Below are 24,818 nucleotides of genomic sequence, written 5' to 3' on the forward strand. Positions count from 1 at the left end.
TGGGGTTGGCGGGTCAGGCGGCTTTGGGGTGGTGGGGGTTTAGGAGGGCGGCGGCGGGGTGGAGGGTGGGTGGGCCGGTGGGGGTGAATTCGATGGCGGGGATGGTGATGGCTTGGCCGGTGGGGGTTTGGGTGATGGCTCGGATTTCGGTGATTCGGCGTACGCCGGTTGGGGAGCGGGTCAGGTGGATGACCGCATGCAAGGCGGAAGTGATTTGGCTGTGGATGGCTTCTCGGGTCAGGCCTGCCAAGGCTCCTAAGGCCTCTAGGCGGGCCGGGAGGTCGGCGGCTGAGTTGGCGTGAACTGTGCCGCAGCCGCCTTCGTGGCCAGTGTTGAGAGCAGTGAGCAGGTCCACTACTTCGGCGCCTCGGACTTCGCCTACGACCAGGCGGTCGGGACGCATTCGCAGCGCCTGCCGGACCAGGTCGCGCAGAGAGATCTCCCCCGCGCCTTCGACGTTGGGCGGGCGAGCCTCCAGCCGGACCACGTGCGGATGGTCGGGATAGAGCTCGCTCGAGTCCTCGACCAGGACAAGACGTTCAGACGGATCGGCCAGCGACAGCAGGGAGTTGAGCAGGGTCGTTTTGCCCGTGCCAGTGCCACCGCTGATCAGGAAGGCGACGCGAGCGTGCAGGAGGTCTCGCAGTACGGAGGCTCCGCCGGCGGGGAGGGAGCCGGCGGTGACCAGGTCTTGGAGGGAGAAGATCTTCCGGGACGGAACCCGCAGGGACAGACAGGTCCCGGGCGCCGCGATCGGCGACAGTACGGCGTGGAAGCGGGTCCCGTCCGGCAGTCGCACATCGACGTACGGCGTCGCGTCGTCGAGGCGGCGGCCGGCTGCTGCCGCGAGGCGGACAGCCAGGCGCCGGACCGCATCCTCGTCACCGGTTCGCAAGGCGATGCGTTCGAGACCGGCCCCGCGATCGACGTACACCTCGTTGGGTCCGTTCACCAAGATGTCGGTGATGCCTGGCTCCGACAGCAAGCCGTCGAGTGGTCCGGCGCCCATCGCCTCGCGTCGTAAGGCGGCCACGACGGCCAGCACGAGCGCGTCCCCGCAGACCTCGCCTCCCGAGCGCAGGGCGGCAGCGACCAGTGCCGGTGTCGGCTCGGATCCCTGCTCAGCAAGGATTCCGCGCACCCGATCGAGTAATTCGGCCGAGACGTTCATGCGGCCAGCAATCCGTAGAGCCCGAACAGATCCAGTACTTCGCCTGCCGCGCGCCCCAGCGCACTGCGTGGCCGTGGATCGAAGTAGCCCTCATCCAGAAGCGACGGCAGATCCCGCTCGAACCCGAGCTTGGCCGCCAGCGGCAGCGACAGATGATCGGCCACATCGAGCGCGGACAACCCGTTGAGCCCAGGCTCCCGCGCAACTACCCGAAGATCATGCGCGACCTCGCGCAACGGCGCCACCAACCGAGCGGCCGCCGCACAGGAGCGGACATCGCGCGGCACCACCACCAAGGTCGAAGTCGCGCGGACAAACGCCTCCTCAGCAGCTGGATCCGGACGACGCGGCAGATCGACCACGACCAGATCGCTGCTGCGTTGGGCCGCGCTCAACACCGACCTCATCGCCTCAGGTGGTAGCGCGGTCACGTTCGACCGGTCCCACGACAGCACGGCCAACCCATTCGCCAGCGGCAGCGCCGACCGCAACGCACTGGCACTGACGCGACCGGCTGCATTCAGCAACGCCGGCCAGCGCGACCCTTCATCGGCCTCGGTCCCGAGCACCAGATCGATACCGCCACCCAACGGATCGCCGTCAATCAGCAAGCACCGCAAGCCACGCCGACTGCCGGTCACGGCAAGCGCCGCCGCCAAAGTGGTCGCCCCCGCACCGCCACACCCGCCGACGACAGCCAACGTGACAGCAGTCCGCACCCCACCGTCCAGTGCGTCGGCCAACTTGTCGCCGAGGGCAGCCTCCTCGGCCGGCAACGCAAAGACACCTTCGGCGCCGATCGCGAGCGCGTGGCGATACGCGTCGGCGTCGCCCGGATCGACGCCGGCCACCACCACGCCTGGCCGGCGGGCAGGCTGGGTCCGCGCCAGTGGCTCGACCAGATCCTGACCGACCACGACCAGCACGGCCGTCTGCCAATTACGGCGCAGGCCGAGCAGGTCGTTCTCGACCCGCGGCGCGATCTCCGCGGCCGCGGCGAGACGGAGCAGGTCATCGAGCAGGAACTCGTCGGCAGTGGCCAGCAGCACGGCCGGCGGCGGCACAGAAAGAAGGTTCTCCATGCCTTAGAAGGTGCCGTCGTCGAAGGCCCGCACCAGAACAAATCCAAGGCCTGTGGAGAACTGTCGGATATCCGTCAGCTGCGGCAACCCGCCAGCGCGACCCGGAGACCTGCGCGCCGGCAAGAGCTACGGTTCCTTTCGAAGCGTCCTTAACTAATTTGTTTCTCCTGACCGGAGGACCCGCCCCATGAGTCGAATGCGCAGCTTCGCCGCCGTGGCCACTGTGGCCGCGAGCGCCCTGATCACGGTCGCCGGAATCTCGGCCGCCACCGCGGGACCACCCGCAGCCAGTACCGCCCCAGCCGCCCAGGCCGCCACCAGTGGTGGCGTGAAGACGGCCTACTTCACCCAGTGGGGCATCTACGGGAACGCCTTCTATCCCAAGAACCTGGTCACCACCGGGATCGCGGGGAAGCTCGACTTCCTCAACTACGCGTTCGCGAACATCCACCCGACCAGCCACACCTGCTTCATGGCCAACAAGGCCGCCTCGCAGGACGAGAACAACCCGAGCGCGGGCGACGGTGCGGGTGACGCTTTCGCGGACTACGGCAAGTCCTACGGCGCCGACATCAGCGTCGACGGCGTCGGCGACGTCTGGAACCAGCCGATCCAGGGCAACTTCAACCAGTTGAAAAAGCTGAAGGCGAAGTACCCGAACCTCAAGATCCTGATCTCGCTCGGCGGCTGGACCTACTCGAAGTACTTCTCCGACGCGGCCGCCACCGACGCCAAGCGCAAGGCGCTGGTCAGCTCCTGCGTGAACATGTTCGTCAAGGGCGACCTGCCGATGATGGACGGCTTCGGCGGTCCCGGCAGCGCGGCCGGCATCTTCGACGGCATCGACATCGACTGGGAGTACCCCGGCTCCCCGAACGGTCATGTCGGCAACCACTACAGCGCCGCGGACAAGCAGAACTTCACCCAGTTGCTGGCCGAGTTCCGTCGCCAGCTCGACGCGTTCGGCAGCAGCGCCGGCAAGAAGATGTGGCTGACCGCCGCGACGCCGGCCGGTCAGGACAAGATCGCGACGATCGAGACCGACAAGATCGGCGCGTACCTCGACTACAACAACGTGATGACGTACGACATGCACGGCGGCTGGGAGGCGACCGGTCCGACGAACTTCCAGGACCCGCTCTACCAGGCACCGGACGACCCGAGTACGCCGATCCCGCCGGGCACCAAGAAGTACTCCATCGACGGAGCCGTGAAGGCCTGGACCACCGGCGATTCGGCGTACGGGATTCCCGGTGGGTTCCCGGCGAACAAGCTGACGATCGGATATCCCTTCTACTACAGGGGATGGAAGGGTGTTCCGGCCACGGCCAACGGCAAGTACCAGACGGCCACCGGTCCGGCCGATGGTCACGCGCTGAGTGGCAACGTGCCCGGCGTCTCGTTCTACAAAGAGCTGACCGGCTTCGTCGACAGCCCGTCCGCGACGTTCTACGACGAAGCCACCAAGGCCTCCTGGTTCTACCGCAACGGCACCTTCTGGTCCGGTGACAACGCCCGCTCGATCAAGGAGAAGGCCGACTACCAGCACTGCAACGGGCTGGCCGGCGCGATGATGTACTCCCTCGAGGCACTGGACCCCGGCGTCACCCTCTTCAACGCCGTCGTGAACTCGGTCAACGCCGAAACCCCCGGCTGCAGCGGCCCCAGCCCCACGCCAACGCCGACACCGACACCGACCCCCACGCCTACGCCCACCCCGACGCCGACGCCGACGCCCACACCGACGCCGACGCCCACTCCCACGCCGACTCCCACCTCGACACCTCCCACGGCGACCCCGTGGGCGCCGAACACCGCCTACGCGACCGGCTCACTGGTGTCCTACAACGGCGTCACCTACAAGTGCATCCAGGGCCACACCTCGCTGACCGGATGGGAACCGCCGAACGTCCCCGCACTCTGGGGCCGGGTCTGATCACGTACCGCCCACTGATCGGAGCATGATGAAACGCAAGCACATATCGGTCGCGATCGCGGCGATAGCAGCAGTGGTGATGTCCGTCCTCGTCGTACCGGCGGCTCAGGCCGCCCCGGTGAGCGCGGCCTTCACGAAGGTGTCCGACTGGGGTAGCGGCTTCGAGGGCAAGGTGACCGTCACGAACGGCACCACCTCCTCGATAAGCACCTGGTCGGTCGCCCTGGACTTCCCGTCCGGCTACACCATCAGCAGCTCGTGGGACGCGACCCGTAGTACCAGCGGGCAGACCCACACGTTCACACCACCCAGCTGGGCAGGGCCCCTCGCCCCTGGCGCCAGTGTCACCTTCGGCTTCAACGGCAGCCCGGGCAACTTCCCCGGGATCAGCGCCTGCCGGTTGAACGGCGGCTCCTGCAGTGGCGGCGGAGGCGGAACAGTCCCCGGTGCACCTAGCGGACTCACCGGTACGTCGACCGCCTCATCCGTGAGCCTCTCCTGGTCGGCAGCGAGCGGTGCGACCAGCTACAACGTCTACCGCAACGGCTCCAAGGTGGGCACCGCCACCGGTACGTCGTACACGGACTCCGGGCTGACCGCGAACACGGCGTACAGCTACCAGGTCAGCGGGTCCAACAGTGTCGGTGAAGGCGCCAAGAGCGGCTCCATCTCGGTGACCACCAAGACAGGTGGTGGCGACACCGGCACCCGCAGGGCAGCGCCGTACCTCTACATGGGCTGGGGCGACCCGCCGAACCCGGCGACCGTCATGAACGCGACCGGCATCAAGTGGTTCACGATGGCCTTCATCCTGTCGTCCGGCGGCTGCAACCCGGCCTGGGATGGCGCACGGCCGCTGCAGGGCAGTGCGGACGCCACGGCGATCGCCCAGATCCGTGCGGCCGGCGGCGACATCGTCCCGTCGATCGGCGGCTGGAGCGGTAACAAGCTCGGCCCGAACTGCAGTACGCCGGAAGCGCTGGCCGGCGCCTACCAGAAGGTGATCGACGCCTACGGCCTGAAGGCGATCGACATCGACATCGAGAACTCCGACGAGTTCGAGAACGAGGTGGTCCAGGACCGGATCCTGACCGCGCTGAAGATCGTCAAGCAGAACAATCCCGGGATCCAGACGATCCTCACCTTCGGCACCTCGACCACCGGCCCGAACTACTACGGCAACCGGCTGATCGAGCGGTCCGCGGCACTGGGCGCGAACATCGACGTGTTCACGCTGATGCCGTTCGACTTCGGCAGCAGCAACATCTACAACGACACGGTCGCTGCTTCCCAGGGCCTGAACAACAAGCTGAAGGCGGTCTTCGGCTGGACCACCGCGCAGGCCTACGCCCACCAGGGCATCTCGGGCATGAACGGCCTGTCCGACCAGCAGGAGCTGACCACGACCGCGACCTGGCAGAACATCACCAACTGGTCCAAGAGCAACGGCCTGGCCCGGCTGGCGTTCTGGTCGGTCAACCGTGACCGCGGTTGCGCGGGCGGCGGCGTCGTCTCCAACTGCAGCGGGATCGCCCAGCCCGACTGGGAGTTCACCCGCATCACCGCAGGGTTCTGACCGGTACTGCGTACTGCGGCGACCCGCCGCAGTACGCAGTCCGCAGTACCGTCAGCCGGCCTTGATCGCCTGGACGATCAGCTCGTTCCGGGCGTCCTGGCCGTACGGGACCGAGGTGTGGATGCCCTGCCGCAAGTAGGTGCCCAGCCGGGACGGCTTGGCCGCCAGCCACTCGGCCCAGTGGACGATCCGCAGGTTCGGGTGGCGGCGCTGCGCGTCGGCCAGCTGCAGGTTGATCCACGCGCTGTTGCGCTGGTCGGCCAGCTGGACTGCCGCGCTCATCGTCGTGCGCGCTACCTGGGTGTTCACCCAGAACACCGTGCGGCTCGTCCCGGCGATGCTCATCGCCCGGTCGACCTGCGCCGCGAAGACCGACGGCGTGAAGATGTCGTTGGTCCCGCTCGCCATCAGGATCCGGCGGGTCAGTCCGTAGTCCGCCTTCCACTGGGCCAGCGCGTCGACCGTCTCCTTCGTCGGCCGGCCGGACCAGTTGTTCACGGCCAGAGGCAGGTTCAGCGCGCTCAGCAGGCGCTGGGCCAGCGCCTTGCCGTCCTGGACTCCCAGGCTGTCCCCGAACATGAAGATGCCGTTGTTCTGCCGGGTGCGCTCGATCGTCGCGGGCGTGGAGATCGCCTTGGTCAGGCCGGTCCACGGGGCCAGATTCCCCGACCCGAACCCGCCCGCTGACGCACTCTCGGTCGCGGCCACGGTCGACGCCGCCACCACCGCCCCGGCCAGAAACACCTGTCGCCGGTTCGGCCTGACACTCGTTGGCTTCCTCACTGAGCAGACCTTAGTGGATTGTGAGTTTCAGACGGACGTCTTGCACAGACGTGCTGGTCGGCGCCGAGTGGGAAACTGGCCAGATGACCCGAGCAACTGAGGCAGCGGACGCCCTAGGCCTGACCTACGAGGTCACCAAGCACGGCCGGGTGAACTCGCTGGAAGAGGCTGCGGCGGCCCGTGGGATCGAGCCGGCCAAGCTGATCAAGACGATCGTCGTACGGCTGTCCGACGACGACTACCGGTTCGTCCTGGTCCCGGGCGACCGGGAGATCGCCTGGCCCAAGCTGCGCGCGCTGCTGGGCATCAACCGCATTTCGATGCCCAGTGCCGACAGAGCCCTCGCGGTGACCGGCTACGTCCGGGGGACGATCACTCCGCTCGGCAGTACCAGCGCCTGGCCGGTGATCGCCGACGAGCGGATCACCGGGACGATCTCGATCGGCGGTGGGGAGCACGGCGTCGGGCTGACCGTGAACGCCGAGGACCTGGTCAAGGTCCTCGACGCCACCGTCGCAGACGTCACCGACTAGGCGAGCAGGCCTCGTTGGCCGGCTCGTAGGCCGGCTTGGAAGCGGGTGGTGGCGTCCAGCGCCTTGAGGATGCGCTGCATCCGGCGCTCGACCGTTCGCTGCGCTACCCCGAGCCGGCGAGCTATCGCCTGGTCGGTGAGCCCAGCGGCCGCCAGGGCCAGCAGTTGCTGGTCCTCGAAGCTCAACGGCCCGTCCGAAGCCGACGGCGACAGTGGAGTCGCCTGCTGCCAGAGCAACTCGAACAGCCGCAGCAGCCCGTCCAGTAAAGAGGACGGCCCGATCTCGATGAGCTCCTGCCCCGACTGCAGCAGCCCTGTCCGCCGATCGGCGATCACCAGCTTCAGCGGTACGTCGCGCAGCATCCGGCACCCCGGCGCAGCACTCCGAGCAGCAGCCACCTCCGTCGGCTCTACCAGCGCGGCCATGTCATAGACGATTCGATAGGCAATTCCATAGGCACGCCGCGGCTCAATCGGCAGTACGACGAGCGGCGGCTTGTCGAGCACCAGCACTTCGCTCTGAGCACTCTGCTGGGCTTGCTGGAACCGCTGTGCGATCGCCTGCTGTCCGCGGATCACCGTGAACGGCCCAGCCTCCCGCCGGGCCCGGAACTCCTTGGTGAGCACAGCAGCACCGAGTCGCGCCTGAACGATCGCCGCCTGTTTGCGAAGAGCCAGGAGCTCCACGGCAGCCTCGGGCACGGCGGGTGTGTAGCGGGCCGGGCGTCCCGGAGTACGGGATGCCAGGCCTAGTGAGAGGAGTGAGCGGAGGTGCCGGGCAACCCGTGCGGTGGTCCAGCCCGTGTCGGCGACAAGGTCGGTCGTAGTGGCTTCCGGCCGGGCCAGAAGCACCCGATAGAGCTGCTCGTCCTCCGAGCAGACACCGAGCGCTTCCAGCACCGGAGCGGGTCGGTAGCTGTGCATCAGGGCAGCGAATGGACGTGTGCGCCGACTTGATTGGAGAACGCGTTGCCGTTCAGCGCGTCCCAGTTGGTCGACCAGGTCATCGCACCGCGCAGCGTGGGCCAGGTGGTGCTCGGCTTGAAGCTGCCGCAGTTGGTGCCCTTGGTGAGGCAGTCCAGTGCGTTGTTGACGATCGACGGCGACACGTAGCCGCTGCCTGCTCCCCGGCTGGAGGCCGGCAGCCCGAGTCCGACCTGGTCCGGCCGGAGCCCGCCCTGCAGCATGATGCACGCCTGGGCGGTGATGAAGTCGACCGTGCCCTGCGAGTACACCTGTCCGTTGCAGCCGTTCATCGCGCCGGAGTTGTAGTACTGGACGTTGACCACGGTCAGGATGTCCTTGATGTTCAGCGCCAGCTTGAAGTACTCCGACGACGGGCTCTGCATGTCGATCGTCTGCGGCGCCATCGCGATGATCAGCCCACTGCCGAAGCTGCTGCGCAGACTCTGCAACGCCTGACCCATGTACTGCGCGTTGACGCCGTTCTCCAGGTCGATGTCGACCCCGTCGAAGCCGTACTCGCGCAGTACCGACAGCGCGCTGCCGGCGAAGTTGGCGGCAGCTGTGGAGCTGGCGACCGAGATGGTGCCCTTCTCGCCACCGACGGACAGGATGACCTTCTTACCGGCCGCCTGCTTGGCCTTGATGTCCGCCTTGAACGCGGCGGCGGTGTAGCCACCGAGCCGGCTGGCCAGGGTCGGGTCCAGCGTGAAGGTGATGCCACCCGGCCGACTCGGGTCCGCATCGGCGAAGGCGACCGCGATCAGGTCGTAGTTGGCCTGGACGTCACTGATCCGCTGGACCGTGGCGCCGTTGTCGAAGTTCTGCCAGTAGCCGGTCAGGATGTGCTTCGGCAGGTTGCCCGGCGGCGGGTTGGTCGGCCCACTGGACGTCGTACCGGAGACACTCGCGCCGTACGGCGAACAGTTGCCGGCCGCGTCGCAGGCTCGCACCTTGAAGCTGTACGCCGTACTCGGGGCGAGGCCCGTCGCTGTCCAGCTGGTCACGTTGCCCACGCTCTGCGCGGCCTCAGAGCCACGGACCACGTCGTACCGGGCGACGCCGTTGGCATCGGAGGCGGCCGACCAGTTCAGCTGCAGCGAGCTCGACGTGGGGCTGCCGACCGTGAGACCGCCAGGCGTCGTCGGCGGAGTCGTGTCCGGCGGCGGGCCGGTCCCACCGGGCCCGTCCAGTACTACGTCGTCGGCCTGGTAGGCCGGCAGGCCGTACCAGCCGTGCAGGTAGACCGTGACCGTGCTGGCCGAGGCGCTGGTCGTGAAGGTCGTGGTGAGCTGGGCCCAGCCGGTGCTCGAGGTCCAGGTGCTCGTGCCGCCGTCGGCACCGAGGTACACGTTGGAGCCCTTCACCCAGGCTGACAGCGTGTACGTCGAGCTCGGCTTGACCGAGACCGACTGGCTGCAGCGGGCGTTGTCGTTCGAGGTGGGGCTGCCCTGGAGTGCATAGGTGCCGGTGCGGGCCGAGCCGCTGACGGCGGCTCCGGACCCGGCGGTACAGGACCAGCCGGCGAGGGTGCCGGTCTCGAAGGTTCCGTTGGTGACGAGGTTGGTCGCCGCGGAGCTGGCCGAACTGGTCAAGACCACTGCGGCGACGGCGAGAAGACAGGCGAGCAGGACGGGGATGACCGCGGAGTGGGGGCGGTGGGTTCGCGGGTTCATGTGACACAAAGTGTGACCAGGCAACTACATTGTCAAGACCCTGCATAAAGTGGAAGCGCTCTCACGCTCACCGGAACAGAGAAATAGGCTGGGCTTTACATCGGAAAAGGCTATCCGCCGAAGCCACCTGGAAGAGGAAAGGCGACGGCCCCCGGCGGGGGGGTGACCGGGGGCCGTCTTCGGCCACGGGCTCGGGGGGAGGAGCCGGGGGCCGATCAGGAGGCGACAGTCTGCCACTGTCGAGAGGATATGTACCCCCCGAATCCGCGGATCACACATCTCAGTTCTGTTTCAACTAAGTGCCCGACCCACGTCGCCTGGACCTCGGTCAGAGGCTTACAGGCCAGTGTCACTGTCACACTGCTCAACAGTCTAACGGGAGACCCGGCCACACGAAAGGCCGGGCCCCTCGGCGTTTCGCGAGTCGCTCCGAAACCCGGTCCGGCCGGTTACTCCCGGTCTCCTATGCTCGACCTCATGGAGCACCTGGGGACGCGTCGAGCGGCTGCCTTCTTCGACCTCGACAAGACGATCATCGCCCGCTCCAGCACGCTGGCCTTCTCGCGGCCGTTCTACGCCGGCGGGCTGATCAACCGGCGGACCGTCCTGCGCAGCGCGTACGCCCAGTTCGTCTACCTGCTCGGCGGCGCCGACCACGACCAGATGGAGCGGATGCGCGAGTACCTGTCCGCTATGTGCACAGGATGGGACGTCCAGACGGTCCGGGCGATCGTCGCCGACACCCTGGACCACATCGTCGATCCGATGATCTACGCCGAGGCCGTCACGTTGATCGAGCAGCACCGCGCGGCCGGCCGGGACATCGTCATCGTCTCCTCGTCCGGGGCCGAGGTGGTCGAGCCGATCGGCGCCAAGCTCGGCGCCGACAAGGTGATCGCCACCCGGATGGTCGTTGCTGACGGCAAGTACACCGGCGAGATCTCGGAGTACGCCTACGGCCCGCACAAGGCGACCGCGATCACCGCGCTGGCCGCCGCGGAAGGCTATGACCTGCAGGCTTCCTACGCCTACTCGGACTCGATCACCGACGAGCCGATGCTGGCCGCGGTCGGTCATCCGTTCGCCGTGAACCCGGACAAGGCGCTGCGCCGACTGGCGATCACGCGCGACTGGCCGGTGCTCGACTTCAGCAAACCGGTGGCGCTGGCGGAGCGTTCCAGGTTCCGCGAGGCCCGCCGGCCGGCCGTCGCGGCCGGCATCCTCGGCACCGTCGCGGCCGCCGCCGGAGTCCTCCTGTACGCCGCCCGCCGGCGCGCTCGGCCGGGGGCAAGTTGAGGCCGACTCCGTTCTTCTCAGCTTCATGAAGGTCGCGTAAGCCCTTCCCAGGAAGGGATCCGAAGAGTACAAAGGAACTACAAAGGACCTTCGGGTCCGGTAGAGAATCGCACGGCAGCCAGGCACCCACGCGGCGACCAGCCCATCCCAACCGGGCAGCACGACCCCAGACTCAGGCCAACGCCGAAGTTGTGGGGCGGCAGACAAGGTGCACGCTTGGTAACCAGGTTGACGTGCCAGGGACGGCGCTCTCTTCGGAGAGCGCCGTCTGCCTGCCCAGGCAGTTTCGCTTACCGGACAGCGTTGTTGAGTGGCGAACGCTCCGCGGCGAGGGCAAGAACTTCACAACTGCGCAGTAGCCAGTCCCGGACGCCGACCAGCCCGCCGCCGGCGTAGTCGCGCAATCCCTGCGGGTACGAGCCGGCCAGTTCGAGATGCCCGACCTCCGGTACCGTCACCGCGACCGGATCGATGCCTCTGGCAATCAACACGGCCCGCTCGGCGGCCCGGGCGACGAGTCCGTTGGCGACCGGAAAAGGCCGGAGTACCGCGATCTCCGCGTGCACGATCGCGGCCACCACCAGGCCGGGAGCCTTGGTCGGCCGGGTCAGGGCCTGGGCTAGTCCACTGAGGCGTTCCCACATCTCGTCGGCGGGCGGCGCGGGCGGGAGTCCGGGGATGTCGTCGGGGAGCGGCTCGCGACTGGTGCGCAGATGTCCCAACTGGTCTTCACTGCCGAGATCGACGGCCGCCAACTGGTGCAGTCTGGTCCAGACCTGTACCGGCGCGGTGTCGAGCCGGGGTGCCAGGCCCATCAACTCGCCCGTCATCCGGACAGCTCCCGCTGTCAGCGGGTCGCCCTCACCTCGGCGTACCTCCTCCAGCGTCGCCGAACTGCCGGCCAGCACGGCTGATGCGTGGGCACCCCGGAGCAGCGCCTCGGCGGTGGTGTCCGCGCTCACCTTCCGCAGCCCACGGTCGCGCAACAGCACGTCCACCGCATCCCGGGCCGCCCGGGCGGCAGAACCGACCCCTTCGAGTCCGGCGAGTGGTTCGAACACGTCAGCGGTCATAGTCCCGCACTCTAGGATGCAGTCTCATGGACGCCAGCACCGACTCCGCCGGGGTCCCCAAGTTCAGCATCGTGGTCCCGTGTCACGCGTCCCGGGCCTGGCTGCGGCCGTGCCTGGATTCGGTCCTGAGTCAGTCGTGCTCCGACTTCGAGATCATCGGGGTGGACGACGCCAGCCCGGACGGCAGCGGCCGGATCCTCGACGAGTACGCCGCCGCCGACCCGCGGGTCCGGGTGCTGCACCTGACCGAGAACGTCGGCCTCGGCCTGGCCCGCAACGCCGGCCTCAGGGCGTGCCGCGGGGACTATGTGCTGTTCCTCGACGCAGACGACCTCTACCTGCCCGGCTCGCTGGCCGCGATCGCCGCCCGGATCGACGCGACCGACCGGCCGGACATCATGATGTTCGACTACGAGCGGATCTTCTGGGACGGCCGGGTGGTCCGCAACCAGCGGCACGACGCGTTCGCCCGCGAAGGCGACGGCGTGTTCACCGCGGCCGAGCGGCCGGTCTTCCTGACCTTCCTCGAGGTGGTCTGGAACAAGGCGATCCGGCGGGACTTCCTCACCCTGCACGGCTTCGTCTTCACCGCCGGGTTCTACGAGGACGCGCCCTGGACCTACTCCACGATGCTGACCGCGGAACGGATCGCGACCCTCGACCAGGTCGTCGTGCACTACCGCCAGCACCGCACCGGCGGCAACATCCACGCCACCGCGACCCGGCAGCAGTTCGACATCTTCGACCAGTACGACCGGGTGCACGCGTTCATCACCTCCGACCCGGCGCTGGCGGGCTGGCGGCGGTTCGCGTTCGACCGGTCGCTGGACCACATCCTGGCCGTCCTGGACAAGCCCGAGCGGCTCCACCCGGAGCACCGGGCCGAGTTCTTCCACGCGGCCGCGGCCTTCGCCAAGCGCTGGAAGCCGGAGGGGTACACCGTCGACAAGACCCGTCGCGGGTTCCGCCGGTGGCTGGTCGTGCACGACGACTACGCGACGTACTCGACCCTGAAGCTGAGCTCCAAGGTGCTGGCCGTGCCGAGCGCGCGCAAGACGGTCGGCAAGTTGCTGCACCGCGGCGAGCTCGATCCGCAGCTGGTCGTCTACGGCGCCTACTGGTTCAAGCAGTACGCCTGCAACCCGCGAGCGATCTACGAGAAGGCCGCCGAGCTGGCTCCGGAGTTCCGCGGGGTCTGGGTGATCGACGAGGAACATGTCGACGCCATCCCGGAGGGTGTCGAGTACGTCGTGGCCGGCTCACCGGCGTACCAGAAGCTGGTGGCCAAGGCGACGTACTTCGTCAGCAACATGAACCTGCCGAAGGAGCTCGAGAAGCGCGACGGGCAGATCCACATCCAGACCCAGCACGGTACGCCGCTCAAGACGATGGGCACCGACCTGCGCCACTACCCGCTCGCGGCGAAGGACCTCGACCTGGACGAGCTGATGCGTCAGGTCGACCGGTGGGACTTCAACCTCTCGTCGAACCGGTACTCGTCGGAGATCTGGGAGCGCACCTACCCGGCGCACTTCGAGGAGCTCGAGTACGGCTACCCGCGCAACGACCGGCTGGTGAACGCGACGCTGGAGGACGTCCGGGCGATCCGCGCCTCCTTCGGGTTCGACGACTCGAACCTGGTGGTGATGTACGCGCCGACCTTCCGCGACGGCGTCGACTCGGTCCGTACCCCGGCCGGCCTGGTCGATCTCGGCGGCGACGGGATCCACCTCGACCTGGACCAGTTGGCCACCGCGGCCGGCGACCACGGGCGGGTCCTGGTCCGGACGCACTACTCGCTGTCGAAGCAGCCGTCCGCCCGCTGCGACCGGGTGGTGGACGCGTCGAACCATCCCCGGGTCGAGGACCTGATGCTGGCGGCGGACGTGCTGATCTCGGACTACTCGTCGATCAGCTTCGACTACGCCAATCTCGACCGGCCGATCGTGCTGCTGGTCGACGACCTCGGCCGCTACGACAACACCCGCGGCACGTACTTCGACATCACCGCGTTTCCGCCCGGCCTGGTCGCGCGATCTCCCGAGGAGTTGCTGACGGCTCTGCAGACGGGGGCGTTCGCCAAGGCGGAGGCGGCCAAGCACCGGCAGCTTTTCCGGGAGAAGTTCTGCGAGTTCGACGACGGGCGCGCGGCCGAACGTGTGGTCCGCCGGGTCTTCCTCGGCGAGACCGATCTGCCGCCGATCACTCCGCTGGCCGAGCGCCGTCCGGCACCTTCTCCGCACCAGCTCTAGGCCCTGGCTGCTCCGGGCGTCGTGCATAATGGTGGGCATGTCGACCGGCCCGGTGATCGTGAGCGCCTTGCGCGATCGCTCCGGCCTGCGACGACGACGCACTGTCTGAACACCTCAGCCCTGTTCCAGTGCCTCGTTCGAAGGACCCTCTGCCATGTCCGCAGTCCTGCCTGTGCTGTCCACCAAACTGTCCGACGCCGTCACGGCCGCCTTCGGCCCGCAGTACGGCGGGCTCGATCCTGAGCTGCGGGCGGCGACCAAGCCCGAGTTCGGTCACTTCCAGACCAACCTCGCGTTGCGGCTCGCGAAGTCGCTCGGGCAGCCGCCGCGCGTCGTCGCCCAGCAGCTGGTCGACGCGCTCGACCTGACCGGGCTCTGCGAGCCTCCCGCCATCGCGGGACCGGGTTTCGTCAATCTCACCTTGCTGCCGTCCGTCCTGGCCGCCGGCGTCAACGATCCGGTCACCTTCGCACCGCGCGGTGAGCGGGTGGTGGTCGACTACTCGCAGCCGAACGTCGCCAAGCAGATGCACGTCGGCCATCTTCGGTCGACCGTCATCGGCGACGCGCTGCACAACGTACTGCGGTACGTCGGCTACGACGTGATCCGGCAGAACCACGTCGGTGACTGGGGTACCCAGTTCGGCATGATGGTCGAGCAGGTGCTGTTCGAGGGGCTGGCGGTGGAATCCCTTGACATCGAGGGATTGCAGCAGCTCTACCAACGGGGCCGGAAGCATTTCGATGCTGATAGCAACTTTGTCGAGCTGTCCCGGGCCCGGGTCGTGCTGCTGCAGTCGGGCGACGAGGAGACGCTGGCGATCTGGCGGCAGATGGTCGAGGTGTCGCTGGCCGAGTTCGACCGGATCTACGCCCAGCTCGGGTCCCCGTTGAGCAGGGACGATGTGGTCGGCGAGAGCGCCTACAACGATCGGCTGCCGGCTGTTGTGGACGATCTGCTGAGCGCTGGGCTGCTGACCGAGTCGGGAGGCGCGTTGTGCGCGTTCCTGCCAGGGTTTGCCGGGCGGGACGGGTCGCCGTTGCCGGTGATCGTACGGAAGTCCGACGGCGGTTTCGGATACAGCGCGACGGATCTGGCCGCGGTGCGGCATCGGATCGAGAACCTGCGGGCGGACCGGATCGTCTACGTCGTCGACCATCGGCAAGGGCTGCACTTCCAGCAGATCTTCGCGCTCTGCCGGGCGGCGGGCTGGTTGCCGGACCACGTTCCGGCGGAACATGTTGCCTTCGGCACCGTTCTGGGCAAGGACGGGAAACCGTTCAAGACCAGGGACGGCGGCACCGTGCGGCTCGCTTGGTTGCTGGACGGCGCAGTCGCGCGGGCGAGAGCACTACTCGACGAACGGGCGTCGCTGGACGAGTCGGCACGGGCCCAAGTTGCCGCGGCGGTGGGGATCGGGGCGATCAAGTACGCCGATCTGTCCAGTGACCGGATCAACGACTACGTGTTCGATCTCGACCGGATGGTTGCGATGAACGGCAACACCGGGCCCTATCTGCAGTACGCGCACGCGCGGTTGTCGCGGTTGCTCGCCAAGGCGGATGAGGTTCCTGGTCGGGTGACTGTGCTCGAGGAGCCCGCCGAGCAGCGGTTGGCCTTGCTCCTGGCCGGCTTCGGCGACTGCGTAGTACAGGTTGCTGAGACGTTGCAGCCGCATCGGCTCTGTACTTACCTGTTCGAGGTCGCCAGCGCGTTGTCTGCCTTCTACGAGAACTGCCCGGTGCTCAGCAGCACCGGGGAGGTTCGGTCGAGCCGGCTGGCGTTGTGTGCGGCGACCCGGACGGTGTTGCACGACGGCCTGGGTCTGCTGGGCATCACTGCGCCCGACGCGATGTGAAAATGAGGTGCCCGGGCGCCACCTGGAACCTACCTTCGTCGCATGGCGACATTTCCGGAGTGGGTTGAGGCGCGGCCGATCGAGAAGAGCGACGCGGTCGAGTGGTCGAAGCTGCTCACCGACGTCCAGAAGGCCGACGGCAGTGAGGAGTACTACGACGCCGAGGACCTGATCGAGGAACTCAGCAACCCGACACTGAAGGCCGAGCTGGACACGGTCGGGCTCTGGGTGGACGGCGAAATGGTCGCCTACGGCGTCGTCCTGAGGCGCAAGAACCTCCTCGACGTGGACCGGCTCAACACCGACTCCGCGGTCCGGCCGGCCTGGCGCCGTCGCGGCCTCGGCACGGCGCTGATGACCTGGATGATCAGCCGCGCCCGGGAACTGCACGAGGAACACCACCCGGAGGCCGAGGCCGAGCTCAACTCCTCGGTGATCAGCACCAACACCGGCGCCGCGGCCCTGTTCACCTCGTTCGGCTTCGAGGAGTGCCGGTACTTCTTCGAGCTCAAGCGCACCTTCGACTCGCCGATCCCGGTGGTCGACGTACCGGACGGGCTGCGCCTGGTGCCCTTCGGACCGGAGTACGACGAAGCGCTGCGGCTGACCCACAACGAGGTCTTCCTGGACCACTGGGGTTCGACCCCGAAGGACGAGGACACCTGGAAGCTGTGGTTCACCGGGTCACGCGCGTTCCGGGGCGGGGTCAGCCATCTCGTGCTCGACGGCGAGCAGATCGTCGCGTACGCGATCGGGTACGAGTACGAGGCCGACACCGCCGCGACCGGGATCCGCGAGGTGTACGTGGGCCAGGTCGGGACGGTCCGCTCGCATCGAGGCCGCGGACTCGCCGCGGTCGCGTTGTCGGCGCTGATGCGGCAGGCCGAGCAGTCCGGGTTCAAGCGTGCCTCGCTGGGCGTCGACGCCGAGAACCCAACCGGCGCCCTCGGCCTCTACGAACGCCTCGGCTTCCAGCAGCACGCGCAGTCAATCACCTACCGCCTGCCGCTGACCTGAGCGGTGGTGGCCGGTGCGGCAGTGAGTACTGCCGCACCGGCTCCCATCACGGTTAGTGCACTGCCGGGACTTCCTCGATCGCGACCGGCACCGCAGGGCTGCGGCGGGTCCATGGGCGGACGCTGAGGATGATGACCGCCATCGTGAGGGTCGCGTAGATCGCCGAGCCGATGAACGCTGCGTGGACGCCGTCGGTGAGGATCTCGCGGGCCCGTTCGGCGGGGATCCTCGAGGCTGCGTCGGAGTTGCGGCTCGCAGTACCGAAGATCGTGACCAGGATGCCGAGGCCCAGGGCGCCGCCGACCTGCTGCAGGACGTTCAGCATGCCGGAGGCGGCACCGGCATCCTCCGGCTGGACGCCGTCGAGTGCGCGACCGGTCAGCGGGATGAAGACCATCCCGGCGCCCAGGCCGAACAGGAGCAGCGGACCGACCACTCCACCCAGGTAGCTGGTGTCCTCGGACACCCGGGTCAGCCAGAGCATGCCGATCAGGACCGACACCGAGCCGGTGATCATCAGCTTGCCGCCGTCGATCCGGCCGAGCAGGCGCGGCACGATCCGCGACGAGGTGAACAGCAGACCGGTCAGCGGCAGGAAGGCCAGGCCGGCCTGCAGCGGGCTGAAGCCGAGCACCCCCTGCATGTACTGAGTGAGGAAGAAGAACATCCCGAACATCGTCCCGACCAGCAACAGCATGGTCACGTACGCCGCCACCCGGTCGGGGTTGGCGAACAGCCGCAGCGGGACGATCGGGTGGCTCACCCGGCGCTCGATCAGGACGAATGCGACCAGCAGCACCACGCCGACCGCAAAAGCGGCGAGCACTTCGGCCGAGGTCCAGCCGACCTCCGCCACCCGGATGAACCCGTAGACGATCGAGGTGATGCCGAGCGTCGAGGTGAGCGCGCCGGCGACATCGAACTTGCCCTTCTCGGGCGGCGTCTCGGACAGCACCTGCCGGGCCGCGAACACCAGGCCGATGCCGATCGGGACGTTGATGAACAGCCCCCAGCGCCAGGAGACCCAGTCGGTCAGCATGCCGCCGACGACCAGGCCGACGCTAGCGCCGCCGGAGGAGACCAGGCTGTACAGACCCAGAGCCTTCAGGCGCTCGGGACCTTCGCGGAAGGTGAGCATGAGGAGGGTCAGGGCGGCCGGGGCCGCGATGGCACCACCGATGCCCTGGAGAACGCGAGCCGCCAGCAGCAGCTCCGCGTTCGGGGCGAGACCACCGAGCAGGGACGCGGCGGTGAAGACGCTGACGCCGGTGACGAAGACCCGGCGACGACCGAGCAGGTCACCGGCCCGGGCACCGAGCAGCAGCAGACCTCCGAAGGCGAGCGCGTAGGCGTTCTGGACCCAGGACAGGCTGGACGGACTGAAGTCGAGCGCGTGCTGGATCTTGGGCATCGCGATGTTCACCACGGTGCCGTCGAGGATCACCATCAACTGGGTGATCAGGATGACCGCGAGGACTACCCCCGGCCGCCGCGCGGGCGTACCGGTACTGGCGGCGCCCGGCGCCGCGGATGTTGCCGACATAGTGTGACTTGCTCCTTACCCCGGAGGGGCTAGAGTGGATTTCGATGAAGTGGAGCGCTCCTCCGGATCACCATACGGAGGCCTCCTCCGTTTTTCAAGCGATTTTCCGAGGAGGGCCGGATGACCTCGACACCACTGCCGACGAGGCGGCCCACCAGGGCCGACGCCGCCCGGAACTACGACCTGCTGGTCAGCGCCGCCCGCGAGGCCTTCGCCGAGCACGGCACGGACACCTCGCTGGAGGAGATCGCCCGCCGGGCCGGGGTCGGGATCGGCACGCTGTACCGGAGGTTCCCGAACCGGACCGCGCTGCTGGAAGCGGTGTACATCGACGAGATCCAGTCGGTCTGCAACCGCGCGTACAACTTTCACGAGGAACTCGCGCCGTTCGACGCGCTGGCCGCCTGGCTGCGCAGCTTCGTCGGTTACAGCATCTCGAAGAAGAGCCTGGCCGGCGAGCTGACAGTTGCTCTAGGCAAGGACTCGGAGTTCTTCACGGCTTGTAAGGTGAACGTCCGCGAGGCCGGTGACCTGCTGCTGGACGCGGCGAAGGCGGACGGTTCGGTCCGCCAGGAGCTGCAGCTGATGGACATCCTGCGGCTGGTCGGCGGGATCACCATGGGCCGCGAGATGGAGCCCGACCAGGCCAACCGCCTGCTCGACATCGTTCTAGCCGGCCTCAGACCCTGATCGGAGTCACCGCGTCCAGGTACGGCGCGGTCGCGTCCACCTCGGTGTACTGCAACTCGCCCCTGGGCAGCGGCCACGGCACGGCGACCTGCGGATCGAAGAGGTTCAGCACCGTCCGCCGCGCCTCCGGCGTCCAGTGCTGAGTGAGCAAGTAGGTGTAGACCGTGTTCGGCTCCAGCGTGCAGAACGCGTGCCCGCAACCCTCCGGCAGGAAGATCGCCTGCCCGGGCGTGAGTTCGAAGGTCTCCAGCCGGCCGAAGGCCGGTCCTTCGCGCAGATCCACGATCGCGGTGAAGAGCCGCCCGAGCGCCGGTGAGATGTACCGGTCCCAGGGCTCCGCGTGGACGCCCCGGGTGATCCCGATCTCGGTCGTGTAGGCGACGTTGTTCTGCACGAACTCGACCTTGGGAAAGCCGAGCTCGGTCAGCTTCGCCTGCTGGAAGCTCTCCTTGAACCACCCCTGCGGGTTCTCCAGCACATCCAGCTCGACATGCAGAAGACCGGGGATGCTGGTCTGCTCGACAGCCGGCATCAGCGACGCACCTGGGGGCGGGCTTGCAGTTGGGCCTGGTCGGCCGCAGACAGACCGGCGGCCCAGCCGGCGCCGTTGGTGATCCTGGTCCGCCGGGTGACCGTTTCCGGGAACAGCTTGGTGAACAACGCTTCGACCTGCTCCTCGCGCCGGGTCAGCACAGGCAGCAACCGATCAGCATCCTCAGCCGGTACTGCGGCCTGCGTGGCCTCCGTCGTGGCCTGGAGCCGCTCGCCGATGCGCTGCGCATAGGCCATCAGGAACGACTGCCGGAACGACCTGGTCCGCGACTCACCCCGATGCCCGATGTGTTTGCCAGCGGCAAGCATCGCGCGATTTGCCTGGACCAGCAGCGAAGTACTGAGCAACTCGGTCAGTTGCAGGTCGAGCTCCGCGCCGACGATCGTCACCATCGCGAGCTGCTCGACCGAGACCGTACGGCATCGGTTGGCGGAGGCAACGGCTCCGACGAGTTGTGCTTTCGCCGAGACATAAGGGGTTTCGACCCAGATCCGCCGGGCGCCGGAGTCATCGGGCAGGTCCAGCTCGGGATCGGCGTCGACCAGCGCCTGGTCGAGCGAGAACTTCGCCATCAGCTCCTGCGCCTTGCCCGACAACGCCTCTGCCTCATCGGGGAAATCAGTCGCTTCTGCCTTTGCCAGCAGGGCTCTGATACGCGCCAGCATCTTGTCATTCGGTACGACGGACGTGCGTGCCCGCGCCGGAGTACCGGGCAAGGGGAAGAGTCTTGCGAGTCCTGGCAGCGACTGGAGGAAGCCGGCGACGGTGAGAGCCGTGTGGAGGGTCAGGTAGCGACCCAGTCGCTGGCCGGCCGCCCAAGTGGTCAGCTGCAGTTCGGCGTACGGGGGGACGATTCCGAAGTCGGTCAGCTGGTCGAGCCAGCGCGGGTCGATCGCCGGCTCCTCATAAGCACGGTGCTCGGAGGCGATCACGGCGAGCAAGAGCGGCTCGACACCGGGCTCCAGGCGGCGACGAGCGTGCTGAACCACATCCCCAGGCGTCCACCCGCGTTCCCACGCCGACCGGGTGAGCATCTGCAGGAAGGTCTGGAGGGTGCGATCGACCTGCATCTGGTCGACCTCGTCGTACCCGCCCAGTCGCGCCAGACAGTCGTCGACTACCGAGGCGTCGGCCTGGCTGTCGTCGCGAGAGACGGCAGCCGCGGCCGACGGCAGCAGTTGCTGGAGTTCCTGGTCGATCACTCCGCAGAGTCTGGCATCCAGTCGAGAGGCAACCCAAATGAGGGAAACAGCGACGGCTTGTGGAAGGCCATCACCGCGGACACGCCGGCCTTGGTCACGGTCAGCACCTTGATCGAGTGGGCATGAAAGATCCCGTCCCGCCCGCGCCCGTACAGCGCGAACGCGGGCTGCCCGTTCGCAGACGTCTGCACCAACCTCCGCAGGCCCTCCCCCGGCGCCACTCTTGCCGCCAGCAGCCGCATGACGTCGGCACGCCCGCTGAACCAGGTCGGGATCGGCGGCATCTCCCACCGGGTGTCCTGGGTCAGCAACCCCTCCAGGGTGACCAGGTCGGCGTGCTCGAACGCCTTGGCGTACTGGTCGAGCAGGGCACGGCGTACCGGCTCCTCTGGCTCGCTGAACTCGTCCTCGGCCGGTGCCAGCTTGGCCATCTCCGCACGAGCCCGCTGCAGTGAGCTGTTGACCGCAGCGGTCGTCGTCTCGAGCAACCCAGCCACCTCGGACGCCTGCCAGGCAAGAACATCCCGCAGGATCAGTACTGCGCGCTGCCGTGGCGGCAGGTGCTGCAGTGCCGCCACCATCGCCAGCCGGAGGCTCTGCCGAGTCCCGACCACCTGTGCCGGGTCGCTGCTCAGCAGGTGGTCCGGGAAGGGCTCCAGCCAGCTGGTCTCCAGTGAATGCGGCTCCAGGTCGTTCGGGTCGGTGCCTGGAGCCCCCAATGCCGACGGGACCATCCGGCGGCTGCTGTGCTGCATGGCGTTTAGGCAGACCCGAGTAGCGATCCGGTAGAGCCACGTCTTGACCGAGGACCGCTGCTCGAAGTCCGCGAACCCCCGCCAGGCCCGCAGGTACGTCTCCTGGACGGCGTCCTCCGCGTCATGCAACGAGCCGAGCATCCGGTAGCAGTGTGCGACCAGCTCACCCCGGTACTGCGCGAACTCGTCCTCCAGGTTCATCTCATCTCCTCCACCGGCTCCAACTGCACAGCCACGCCGGTACTGCGTCGCACCGCGATCCCCAGTCCGGCAAGCGCTCCGAGTAACGACAGTACGCCGCAGATCGCCAACGCCCGGCTGAACCCGCTGGCGAACGACTCGTATCCCCCGGCACTCGCGAACACAGCAGCCAGTACTGCGACTCCGGCAACCCCGCCGAGCTGCCGCATCATGCTGTAGATGCCGGACGCGATCCCGACGGCCTCCCGCGGCAGCGCACCGACACTCGCGCTCTGCGTGGCCGGCATCGCCATCGAGACACCACAGCCGGCGACGATCAGGGGCAGCACCAGGTCGGAGTACTGGAGTGTGCCTTTGCTGACCTGGCTGATCCAGAACATGCCGACCGCTTGCAGAGCGAGGCCGGTGAAGACGAGCGGGCGTTCACCGATCCTGTCCACCAGGCGGCCGGCGATCGGCGCGACCAGGAAGAGCGTGGCCGTCCAGGGCAGCAACTGCAGGCCTGCCTCGAGCGGACCGGAGCCGAAGGCAACTTGCATGAACTGGGCCAGGAAGAAGACCGCCCCGAACAGTGCCGCCGTGAGGAAGAAGCCCGCCGCGTTGCCGGCCGAGAACGCGCGGATGCGGAAGTAGCTCAGCGGCACCATCGGTTGGGGCGCACGCTTCTCCCAGGCCAGGAAACCCAGCAGAAGAAGGGCTCCGAGGACGAACGACCCGACCACCTCCGGGCTGGACCAGCCCGCGATCGCGCCCCGGACGACACCCCAGACCAGACCGAGAACCGCCAAGGTGATCAGGGTAGCGCCGCGCGGATCCAGCCGGCGAACGGCACCATGGCTCTCGGGGATCTTGCTGAGCACCAGCGGGATCGCGATCAGGCCGACGGGCACGTTGATCCAGAAGATCCACTGCCACGCGAGCCCTTCGGTGATGGCACCGCCGATCATCGGGCCGCCCAGGACGGCCAGGCCGGTGAGTCCGCTGAAGATGCCGATCGCCCAGCCGCGCCGTTCGGGCGGGAACGCGGCGCCCAGCAGCCCCATCGCCAGGGGCATCACCACGGCCGCGCCGACGCCTTGGAGAGCCCGGGCACCGATCAGCATCGGCACCGAGGTGGCCAGCGCGCAGCCGACCGACGCCACTGAGAACAGGGCCAGCCCGGCCGCGAAGGTGCGGCGGCGTCCCCAGCGGTCGCCGAGTGCCGCTGCTGTCAGCAGCAGCATCGCGAAACTCAGGCTGTAGGCGTTCACTGTCCATTCGAGCTCCTCGACGCCCGCGCCGAGGTCGTGCCGGATGGTGGTCAGCGCGGCGGCGACCACCAGCGCGTCGAGCGCCACCATCACCGAGCCGATCGAGGCCAGGCCGAGCACCCAGCGCTGCTCACCGGTCGTTCGTACTTTGCTGCTCACGAGGGTCCTCCAGAGGTTCGCTGTCACAGGTACTGACAGCGGCCGGACCCCGAACTCATCGGTGCGATGAGTTCGGGTGTTCCGCGCGGTCTGTAGTAGTGACAGCAACCTGCGAAGGAGTACTCATGAGTTCAGCAGTGATCCGCTACCGGACCAAGCCGGAAGCGGCCGACGAGAACCAGCGCCTGATCGAGAAGGTGTTCGCCGAACTGGCGACCGAGGCACCGGCGGGACTGACCTACAGCAGCTTCCGGCTGGCCGACGGCGTCACGTTCGTCCACGTGGTCGACGGCGACGGCCTGACCGAACTGGCCGCCTTCCAGGAGTTCCAGCGCACCTTCGGCGACCGCGTCGCCGAAGGCCCCGACCGCGAGGAGTCCACCCTGATCGGTTCGTACGTCCCCGCCTAGCGGGGTGGCCCGGCGGCCAGGCGGGCTCGGACCTGGTCCATTCGTTCGGGGGTGTGCTGGGGATTTCCCCAGCGGGTTTCCAGCCACCAGGTGGCACCGGCTTCGGCCCAGGGGACGACCTGGGCCGCTGCCGCTGCCGGGTCGTCGGTCGGTGTCTCGCCCTCGGCCACCACGTCCAGCTCCGCCGGCGCGCCGTGCTCGGTGAGCCAGGTCCGTAGCTCCAGGAGCTCGGCCGGGCTTCCTTCGCCGGTGGAGTACTGCGGGAGCACGCCGTCACATCGCAGGACCCGGCGCATCGACTTGGGACGCGGCCAGACGCCGACCACCCAGATCGGGATCCGCTCCTGAACCGGCCGGCCGATGCTCAGCACGTTGTCGGGATGGTCGGACTCGAAGTCGTAGTACTTGCCGTGATAGTTGAACCGGCCGGCCCACAGCTCACGCATCAGGTCGATGCCCTCGTCCATCATCTCCGCGCGAGTCCGCAGATCCACCTCCTCGCGGCCCACAACCAAGTCGGGCGCTCCTACGCCGACCGCGAGCATGGCACGGCCGTTGGACAGCTGATCCAGCGTGACCACCTGGCTGGCCAGCTTCCAGGGGCGGCGCCACGGTAGCGGGGTCAGCATGGTGCCGAGCCGGACCCGCGACGTCCGCACGGCCATCGCCGACAACAGTCCCCACGCATCGACGCCGTACGGCGCTTCCCAGACGAAGACGCCGTCCCATCCGGACTCCTCGGCGAGGACGGCCTGTTCCAGCTGTTCGGCGGCATCGCCGCCCGGCAAGATCACTCCGTATTTCATACCGGCCTTCTTACCCACCGGCACCGACAAAAAG

Annotated in this window: 21 protein-coding genes; 9 read left to right on the forward strand and 12 right to left on the reverse strand. The window is 67.9% G+C overall.

The annotated features are described in order from the left end of the window. Window positions 1-13: 13 nt before the first annotated feature. Both AB0F51_RS07100 and ssd read right to left on the reverse strand, forming a co-directional pair. Window positions 14-1,171, reverse strand: coding sequence for a TadA family conjugal transfer-associated ATPase (locus AB0F51_RS07100; RefSeq protein WP_360275333.1), 1,158 nt, complete (start codon window positions 1,169-1,171; stop codon window positions 14-16). Continuing rightward, window positions 1,168-2,253, reverse strand: coding sequence for a septum site-determining protein Ssd (gene ssd / locus AB0F51_RS07105; RefSeq protein ID WP_360275336.1), 1,086 nt, complete (start codon window positions 2,251-2,253; stop codon window positions 1,168-1,170). Before ssd ends, AB0F51_RS07100 begins: the two co-directional genes overlap by 4 nt. A 187-nt stretch (window positions 2,254-2,440) precedes the next feature. Between ssd and AB0F51_RS07110 the strand changes: the two genes are divergently transcribed. After that, on the forward strand, window positions 2,441-4,189 hold the full coding sequence (locus AB0F51_RS07110; protein ID WP_360275339.1) for a glycosyl hydrolase family 18 protein: 1,749 nt from the start codon (window positions 2,441-2,443) through the stop codon (window positions 4,187-4,189). A 25-nt stretch (window positions 4,190-4,214) separates the two neighbouring features. Further along, a complete protein-coding gene (locus AB0F51_RS07115; protein ID WP_360275341.1) occupies window positions 4,215-5,765 on the forward strand; it encodes a cellulose binding domain-containing protein in 1,551 nt (516 codons plus the stop codon). Window positions 5,766-5,816: 51 nt separating this feature from the next. Here AB0F51_RS07115 and AB0F51_RS07120 read toward each other — a convergent pair whose 3' ends face one another. Beyond that, window positions 5,817-6,548, reverse strand: coding sequence for a hypothetical protein (locus AB0F51_RS07120; RefSeq protein WP_360275344.1), 732 nt, complete (start codon window positions 6,546-6,548; stop codon window positions 5,817-5,819). An 83-nt stretch (window positions 6,549-6,631) separates the two neighbouring features. Between AB0F51_RS07120 and AB0F51_RS07125 the strand changes: the two genes are divergently transcribed. Continuing rightward, window positions 6,632-7,081: a YbaK/EbsC family protein gene (locus tag AB0F51_RS07125; RefSeq protein WP_360275346.1), complete on the forward strand. Its 450-nt coding sequence runs from the start codon at window positions 6,632-6,634 to the stop codon at window positions 7,079-7,081. Here the strand turns inward: AB0F51_RS07125 and AB0F51_RS07130 are convergent. Together AB0F51_RS07130 and AB0F51_RS07135 are read right to left on the reverse strand one after the other, a co-directional pair. After that, window positions 7,078-8,004 carry a helix-turn-helix domain-containing protein gene (locus tag AB0F51_RS07130; protein ID WP_360275349.1) on the reverse strand — a complete coding sequence of 309 codons (927 nt, stop codon included), beginning with the start codon at window positions 8,002-8,004 and terminating at the stop codon, window positions 7,078-7,080. The two genes, AB0F51_RS07125 and AB0F51_RS07130, sit on opposite strands and share 4 nt — an antisense overlap. Then, window positions 8,004-9,719, reverse strand: coding sequence for a glycoside hydrolase family 18 protein (locus tag AB0F51_RS07135; protein ID WP_360275351.1), 1,716 nt, complete (start codon window positions 9,717-9,719; stop codon window positions 8,004-8,006). The genes AB0F51_RS07130 and AB0F51_RS07135 overlap by 1 nt, the downstream gene beginning before the upstream one ends. A 477-nt stretch (window positions 9,720-10,196) precedes the next feature. Here AB0F51_RS07135 and AB0F51_RS07140 point away from each other — a divergent pair, with 477 nt between their 5' ends. Further along, the gene (locus AB0F51_RS07140) at window positions 10,197-11,015 is read left to right on the forward strand and encodes an HAD-IB family hydrolase (RefSeq protein WP_360275354.1); all 819 of its coding nucleotides are present in this window, start codon (window positions 10,197-10,199) and stop codon (window positions 11,013-11,015) included. Window positions 11,016-11,305: 290 nt separating this feature from the next. Here the strand turns inward: AB0F51_RS07140 and AB0F51_RS07145 are convergent, their stop codons facing one another. Further along, on the reverse strand, window positions 11,306-12,088 hold the full coding sequence (locus AB0F51_RS07145; RefSeq protein ID WP_360275357.1) for a cell filamentation protein Fic: 783 nt from the start codon (window positions 12,086-12,088) through the stop codon (window positions 11,306-11,308). Between the two features lie 26 nt (window positions 12,089-12,114). Here AB0F51_RS07145 and AB0F51_RS07150 point away from each other — a divergent pair, with 26 nt between their 5' ends. The 3 genes from AB0F51_RS07150 to AB0F51_RS07160 all read left to right on the forward strand — a co-directional run bounded on the left by AB0F51_RS07150 (window position 12,115) and on the right by AB0F51_RS07160 (window position 17,215). Next, the gene (locus AB0F51_RS07150; protein ID WP_360275359.1) at window positions 12,115-14,340 is read left to right on the forward strand and encodes a CDP-glycerol glycerophosphotransferase family protein; all 2,226 of its coding nucleotides are present in this window, start codon (window positions 12,115-12,117) and stop codon (window positions 14,338-14,340) included. Window positions 14,341-14,494: 154 nt separating this feature from the next. Then, window positions 14,495-16,198 carry an arginine--tRNA ligase gene (argS, locus tag AB0F51_RS07155; RefSeq protein ID WP_360275362.1) on the forward strand — a complete coding sequence of 568 codons (1,704 nt, stop codon included), beginning with the start codon at window positions 14,495-14,497 and terminating at the stop codon, window positions 16,196-16,198. A 42-nt stretch (window positions 16,199-16,240) separates the two neighbouring features. After that, window positions 16,241-17,215, forward strand: a complete 975-nt coding sequence (locus tag AB0F51_RS07160) for a GNAT family N-acetyltransferase (protein ID WP_360275365.1) — start codon at window positions 16,241-16,243, stop codon at window positions 17,213-17,215. Between the two features lie 52 nt (window positions 17,216-17,267). On the opposite strand, the gene AB0F51_RS07165 is transcribed toward AB0F51_RS07160, so the two are convergent. Further along, window positions 17,268-18,758, reverse strand: a complete 1,491-nt coding sequence (locus tag AB0F51_RS07165) for an MFS transporter (RefSeq protein ID WP_360275368.1) — start codon at window positions 18,756-18,758, stop codon at window positions 17,268-17,270. Window positions 18,759-18,878: 120 nt separating this feature from the next. Between AB0F51_RS07165 and AB0F51_RS07170 the strand changes: the two genes are divergently transcribed. Then, window positions 18,879-19,448 carry a helix-turn-helix domain-containing protein gene (locus AB0F51_RS07170; RefSeq protein ID WP_360275371.1) on the forward strand — a complete coding sequence of 190 codons (570 nt, stop codon included), beginning with the start codon at window positions 18,879-18,881 and terminating at the stop codon, window positions 19,446-19,448. Here AB0F51_RS07170 and AB0F51_RS07175 read toward each other — a convergent pair. Genes AB0F51_RS07175 through AB0F51_RS07190 form a run of 4 tightly spaced genes read right to left on the reverse strand, consistent with a single transcriptional unit; the run spans window position 19,438 to window position 23,568 of the window. Beyond that, window positions 19,438-19,980, reverse strand: a complete 543-nt coding sequence (locus tag AB0F51_RS07175; protein ID WP_360275374.1) for a dTDP-4-dehydrorhamnose 3,5-epimerase family protein — start codon at window positions 19,978-19,980, stop codon at window positions 19,438-19,440. The two genes, AB0F51_RS07170 and AB0F51_RS07175, sit on opposite strands and share 11 nt — an antisense overlap. Further along, window positions 19,980-21,203, reverse strand: a complete 1,224-nt coding sequence (locus tag AB0F51_RS07180; RefSeq protein WP_360275377.1) for a DUF2786 domain-containing protein — start codon at window positions 21,201-21,203, stop codon at window positions 19,980-19,982. The genes AB0F51_RS07175 and AB0F51_RS07180 overlap by 1 nt, the downstream gene beginning before the upstream one ends. After that, window positions 21,200-22,159, reverse strand: a complete 960-nt coding sequence (locus AB0F51_RS07185; RefSeq protein WP_360275380.1) for a sigma-70 family RNA polymerase sigma factor — start codon at window positions 22,157-22,159, stop codon at window positions 21,200-21,202. The genes AB0F51_RS07180 and AB0F51_RS07185 overlap by 4 nt, the downstream gene beginning before the upstream one ends. Beyond that, window positions 22,156-23,568, reverse strand: coding sequence for an MFS transporter (locus AB0F51_RS07190; RefSeq protein ID WP_360275383.1), 1,413 nt, complete (start codon window positions 23,566-23,568; stop codon window positions 22,156-22,158). The genes AB0F51_RS07185 and AB0F51_RS07190 overlap by 4 nt, the downstream gene beginning before the upstream one ends. Before the next feature lie 125 nt (window positions 23,569-23,693). Between AB0F51_RS07190 and AB0F51_RS07195 the strand changes: the two genes are divergently transcribed. Further along, window positions 23,694-23,978 (forward strand): hypothetical protein, encoded by a 285-nt coding sequence (locus tag AB0F51_RS07195; protein ID WP_360275386.1) that lies wholly within the window; start codon window positions 23,694-23,696, stop codon window positions 23,976-23,978. Here AB0F51_RS07195 and AB0F51_RS07200 read toward each other — a convergent pair. After that, a complete protein-coding gene (locus tag AB0F51_RS07200) occupies window positions 23,975-24,784 on the reverse strand; it encodes an LLM class flavin-dependent oxidoreductase (protein ID WP_360275389.1) in 810 nt (269 codons plus the stop codon). The genes AB0F51_RS07195 and AB0F51_RS07200 overlap by 4 nt on opposite strands. Window positions 24,785-24,818 lie beyond the last annotated feature (34 nt).

Source organism: Kribbella sp. NPDC023855, assembly GCF_040639475.1.
Lineage (GTDB): Bacteria > Actinomycetota > Actinomycetes > Propionibacteriales > Kribbellaceae > Kribbella.